Here is a 286-nt window from a genome sequence, read left to right as displayed (position 1 = left end):
AGCAACCTTTATGATTACATCCAGGTCCCCTCACCTTTAAACCCGACTCAAGCGCCTCAAGCTTTACTTGATGGATTGCAATTTCAGTCTGCCGAATTACAAGCCATTGCAGAGAAGCTAGAACATAGTTGCGAGCGACTTTCACAACAATTTTTTTCTACCCAGCGCCAAGGGCATCAGAAAAGTCTAGCAATTAAAAAGGCGTTAAATCAACTAAAACAATTGGATAACGACAACATTAGTCTAAAAGATAAACTCAACCAGGCAGAAGATATTTTAAATGCAC

Annotated in this window: 1 protein-coding gene; it reads left to right on the top strand. The window is 39.9% G+C overall.

What is annotated here, in order from left to right; all coding sequences use genetic code 11:
• Positions 1 to 286: hypothetical protein (locus ACY0MJ_RS22345; protein WP_462640760.1), on the top strand; the 286-nt coding region annotated here is incomplete at both ends.

It is taken from the genome of Ramlibacter sp. bp-362 (genome assembly GCF_054956735.1).
The sequence above is the reverse complement of the archived record's forward strand: the minus strand, read 5'-3'. Positions and strand labels throughout refer to the sequence as shown.